This window comes from Dietzia sp. CQ4 (genome assembly GCF_014145125.1).
In the GTDB taxonomy this organism is placed as follows: Bacteria; Actinomycetota; Actinomycetes; order Mycobacteriales; family Mycobacteriaceae; genus Dietzia; species Dietzia natronolimnaea.
On sequence record NZ_JAALDZ010000258.1, the window covers coordinates 1 to 4,632 of the forward strand.

The window sequence follows — 4,632 nt, forward strand, 5'->3', positions numbered from 1 at the left end:
CCGGCGGCACGCGCCGCTGCCGTGGTGTGACGGTCGGCGAAGCGCGTCGGGTCCTGCCCCCCGAGCGCGGCCAGAGCGGCACGGGCGGCCCGGAGTGCCGCCTCCACGTCGTCCTCGCAGCCGACGAGCGGGGACACGCCGGCGTCGAGCAGTCGGTCCTGCAGATCCCGGAGGTCGTGCCGGCGCAGGGTCGCGTAGTCGACGAGGTTCAGGGCGCCCCCACGGTGGGTCGGGTCCACCCGCTCCATGTCCCGTGCCCGTCCGGCACGGCCGGGGCCGAGGTCTCCCAGGAGGGAATCGAGTTCGCGGGTCAGGTCGGAGTACACCCGCCCAGTCTCGCCGTCGGACGCCCGTCGGAACGCCCGGGAACCGAGGTGGAACGGCGAATTCACCTGCCGGACACCCCGTGGGGGTGACGGACCGGCTCTGAGACTGTAGGGTTCTGCTCAGTAGTTGAAAACGTACGTTGTATTTCTGTAGATCCACCGTTCTTGCGAGAGAACGATGCGGCACCGCAGGGAAACACACAGCACGCTCTCTGCTGCATCATCTGGTACTCCGACAAGCGGAGTACCGACTCTCGAAAGGACGCCAATATGGCTACCGGCACCGTGAAGTGGTTCAACGCTGACAAGGGCTTCGGCTTCATCGCCCCCGACGACGGCTCCGCCGACGTCTTCGCGCACTTCTCCGCCATCCAGGGCTCGGGCTACCGCTCGCTCGAGGAGAACCAGCAGGTCTCCTTCGACGTCGCGCAGGGCGCCAAGGGCCTGCAGGCGGAGAACATCACCCCGATGTGATCTGACGTCAGAGCGATCTGACGCCGCATCGACGTGAAGGGCCCGGCCCGGGAGAGATCCCGGCCGGGCCCTTCCGCATGTCCCGAGCACACACCCGCTGACGGGACCGCCTCCCCACCACAGGGTGTGTCTGCCATCCGCCCCTGGCCATGAACAGCGGCCCGCCCCACGGCTCACGCCGGAGTTCATGCCCGGGAGCGGATCGCGCCGAGGCGATCATCCGCGGGAGCGCCTGCCGCCGCCGAGGGGGCGAGCGGGGACGGCAGGGGCAGGCGCGGGGCGGAAAGGGCCGAGAAGGCCGGCTCCCCGGGACCTCAGATGGGGCAGGCCACGCCGCTACGGACGTGGCAGTCGTAACCGCCGGGGTTCTTGACCAGGTACTGCTGGTGATAGTCCTCGGCGTAGGCGAACTCGCCGGACCGGACCTCTCCGAGCATCCCGAACTCGGTGGTCAGGGGCCCGCGGCCGGCCGCGTCCAGTTCCTTCTCATAGGCGGCCCCCAGTCGACGGGCCGTCTCCAGTTGCGCGGTCGTGGTGGCGAACACCGCGGACCTGTACTGCGTCCCCATGTCGTTGCCCTGCCTCATGCCCTGGGTCGGGTCGTGCCACTCGAAGAACGTGGCGAGCAGTCGCTCGACCGGCAACACCTCGGGGTCGAACACCACCAGGACGGCCTCGGTGTGGCCCGTCGCCCCCGTGCAGGTCTCCTCGTAGGTGGGATTGGGTGTCCACCCGCCCGCGTAGCCGACGGCCGTGGTCCACACCCCCTCGAGCTGCCAGAGGATCTTCTCCGCACCCCAGAAGCAGCCCATCCCCAGCACCATCGTCTCGTACCCCTCGGGGAACGGCGGCACCATCGGGTTGCCGGTGACGATGTTGGTCGGCGCCACGGCGACCGGTTCGGACCTGCCCGGCAGAGCCGAGTCGGCGTCGATCACCTCGGTCGCCGGGCGCATCGTCGATTGTCTGATCGCGTCCTGTAGCCAGCCCATGGAGCCAGGGTAACCCCGCGGCGGCCGCGTGATCCGGACGTGATGTGACGAACACCATAGTTCGCGATAGGGTGGGCCGCAGATCGACCAGTGGGGAGCTCGACGTGACCGCTTCAAAGCCCGCCGCACAGCAGCTGCACGACATTCTCGACCGCGGCTCGTCCCAGCCCTTCGAGGGGTCGGGGTGCAGTGACCACGTCAGTCACCGGAACCTCGCCGTCAGCGTCCTCACCGCCGCCCTGCTGCTCCTCGCACTCATCGCGATCCTCGCCGTCTGATCGGCGGCCACCCCGTCACGCCAAGCCCTCGCGAGCGACCCTGACCAGTAGCGGAGCCCATGGCGCGCACTGGTCCTCCGGGAGTTGCGCGACGCCCCGGACCTCGGCGGACGTCAGCCAGCGGGCCTCGGCGATCTCCGCCCGGGGCTCCATGTCCTGTTCCGTCTCCGCGGCGAACACCTCGGAGACCAGCGTGAACCCGGGCTCGTTCGCCGTCGCGGTGTCGAACCGCCCGAGCGGGGTCAGGAGTTCCGGGGCGATCGTCAACCCCAGTTCCTCCCCGAGCTCGCGGACCGCGCAGGCCAGCGGGGACTCCCCCGGCTCCCACTTGCCTCCGGGGAGCATGAAGCGGTCCGTGCCCGTCTTGCGCACGGTCACCACGGCCCCGTCCGGCCGGGTCAGGACCACCGCGGAGACGGAGATGACGCGGACAGGGGTCGAACCGGAATGATCCACGCCTCCGATCATGGCAGGTCGGGCGGGTACCCACGGAGCCGCTGCGCCGGTGGCCGACACCGCCGGTGTGCGATCACTATGGTGGGAACCGGACGTCGTGACGGGCGCCATGGGCAGGTCCCACGCGCAGCCCGTCACCCAACTGAGAGGACTCACCACTATGGCCGAGTACGTTCTTCCCGACCTCGCCTACGACTACGGCGCGCTGGAGCCGCACATCTCCGCCGAGATCATGGAGCTCCACCACTCCAAGCACCACGCCACCTACGTCAAGGGCGCCAACGACGCGCTCGAGCAGCTCGCCGCCGCGCGCGAGGACGGCACCATCTCCACCAAGGCACCGCTGCTCAGCAAGAACCTGGCCTTCCACCTCGGTGGCCACACCAACCACTCGGTGTTCTGGCAGAACATGTCGCCCGACGGGGGCGACAAGCCCGAGGGCGAGCTGGCCTCCGCGATCGACGCCGAGTTCGGTTCGTTCGACAAGTTCCAGGCCCACTTCAACGCCGCCGCCACCACCCTGCAGGGGTCCGGCTGGGCGGTCCTGGGCTGGGACCACATCGGACAGCGCCTGATCATCCAGCAGCTGACCGACCAGCAGGGCAACATCTCGATCAACATGACCCCGCTGCTCATGCTGGACATGTGGGAGCACGCCTTCTACCTCCAGTACAAGAACGTCAAGCCGGACTACGTCAAGGCCTGGTGGAACGTCGTGAACTGGGCGGACGTCGCCGAGCGCTACGCCGCCGCCAGGAGCTGACCACCCCCAGCCGACGAACGGGCCCCCGTGCAGCCGCGCGGGGGCCCGTCCTCGTTCACAGGGGTACCCGTCCTCGTCGCCCGAGTACCCGTCCTCGTCCACCAGGGGCCCTCCCCGGTCAAGCGTCCAGTTGGGTACTCTGACGTCCCATGAGGTGACCAAGGTCACCAGCCGCCCGAGCACCCTGGGAGCCCGATGCCGATGTCTCACCACGTCACCGACCGCCACGGAGCCGGTCATCGCGTCATCCGGCGCCGCACCGTCCTCGGTGGGGCCGCCGCCCTCGGCAGTGTGGTCGCACTGCACTCCGTCCTGCCCGCGGTCGCGCCCGCGCAGGCCACCCGGATGTACGTGGGGCGGGGCATCGGCGACATGACCGGGGAATCCCTCGGGGCCGGGATGAACGGGTATGCCGACACCGAGCAGCACTCCGTGGGTCTGCATCTGCGGCAGCGGGCCCGGGCGTTCGTCTTCGCCGACTCGCCGTCGTCACCCAGGTTCGTCCACGTGACCGCCGAGATCGGGCTGATCTTCCAGTCCATCCAGCAGGAGGTCCTGCGACGCCTGTCCGCGGAGTTCGGCGACACCTATCACGAGGGGAACGTGGTCATCACGGCCACGCACACCCACGCCGCACCCGGCGGGACGTCCGGTCACCCGATGGTCGACCTGTCGATGCTCGGGTTCCGGCCCGTCACCTTCGACGCCAACTGCGCCGGGATCGTCGACGCCGTCAGAATGGCGCACCACGACCTCGCCCCGTCGAGCGTCGGGGTCACCACGGGCCACCTGTACGACGCGGGGGTCAACCGCTCCCGCGGCTCGTTCGACCGGGACACCGCCGACGAACGCGCGCACTTCCCCACCGGCATCGACCCCCGGTCACAGTCCCTGCAGATCACCAGGGGTGAACGGCTCGTCGGGGTGATCAACTGGTTCGCCTCGCACGCCACGTCCATGACCGCCGGCAACGCACTCTCCTCGTCGGACAACAAGGGGTACGCCGCCTGGCACTGGGAGCGCGAGGCCGCGGGCCAGGACTACCTGGCCGGCGGGACCCCGGCACTGGTGACCGCCTTCGCTCAGACCAACCCCGGCGACGTCAGCCCCAACCTCGACCTCGAACCCGGGCGGGGGCCGACGCCGGACGAGTGGCTCAACACCCGTATCAACGGCGAGCGGCAGTTCGCCGCCGCGCGCGACCAGGTGGGCCGGAACGTCCGCCCGCTCGGTGGCGGGATCGACGTCCGCCACCGCTGGGTCGACATGTCGGCGGTCGACGTGCGGCCGGAGTTCACCGGCGACGGCCGCACGCACCGGACCGCGGTGGCGGCCCTCGGCGC

General features: G+C 69.9%; 6 protein-coding genes and 1 pseudogene. 4 read left to right on the forward strand and 3 right to left on the reverse strand.

Going from position 1 to position 4,632, the window contains the following annotated elements:
• Window positions 1-392: pseudogene (locus tag G6031_RS14090) on the reverse strand (hypothetical protein); the annotation flags it as partial.
• Window positions 393-596: 204 nt separating this feature from the next.
• On the opposite strand from G6031_RS14090, the gene G6031_RS14095 reads away from it, so the two are divergent.
• Window positions 597-800 (forward strand): cold-shock protein, encoded by a 204-nt coding sequence (locus G6031_RS14095; RefSeq protein WP_007629661.1) that lies wholly within the window; start codon window positions 597-599, stop codon window positions 798-800.
• 314 nt (window positions 801-1,114) lie between these two features.
• Here the strand turns inward: G6031_RS14095 and msrA are convergent, their stop codons facing one another.
• A complete protein-coding gene (msrA, locus tag G6031_RS14100) occupies window positions 1,115-1,792 on the reverse strand; it encodes a peptide-methionine (S)-S-oxide reductase MsrA (RefSeq protein WP_182653591.1) in 678 nt (225 codons plus the stop codon).
• Between the two features lie 104 nt (window positions 1,793-1,896).
• Here msrA and G6031_RS14105 point away from each other — a divergent pair, with 104 nt between their 5' ends.
• On the forward strand, window positions 1,897-2,070 hold the full coding sequence (locus G6031_RS14105) for a hypothetical protein (protein ID WP_179524212.1): 174 nt from the start codon (window positions 1,897-1,899) through the stop codon (window positions 2,068-2,070).
• A 15-nt stretch (window positions 2,071-2,085) separates the two neighbouring features.
• Here the strand turns inward: G6031_RS14105 and G6031_RS14110 are convergent, their stop codons facing one another.
• Complete coding sequence (locus G6031_RS14110) at window positions 2,086-2,526, reverse strand: NUDIX domain-containing protein (RefSeq protein WP_347238503.1); 441 nt, start codon at window positions 2,524-2,526, stop codon at window positions 2,086-2,088.
• A gap of 160 nt (window positions 2,527-2,686) precedes the next feature.
• Between G6031_RS14110 and G6031_RS14115 the strand changes: the two genes are divergently transcribed.
• Window positions 2,687-3,289 (forward strand): superoxide dismutase, encoded by a 603-nt coding sequence (locus G6031_RS14115; protein ID WP_182653594.1) that lies wholly within the window; start codon window positions 2,687-2,689, stop codon window positions 3,287-3,289.
• A 195-nt stretch (window positions 3,290-3,484) separates the two neighbouring features.
• Window positions 3,485-4,632 (forward strand): neutral/alkaline non-lysosomal ceramidase N-terminal domain-containing protein (locus G6031_RS14120; RefSeq protein WP_182653593.1); only part of this gene is annotated, 1,148 nt, incomplete at its 3' end.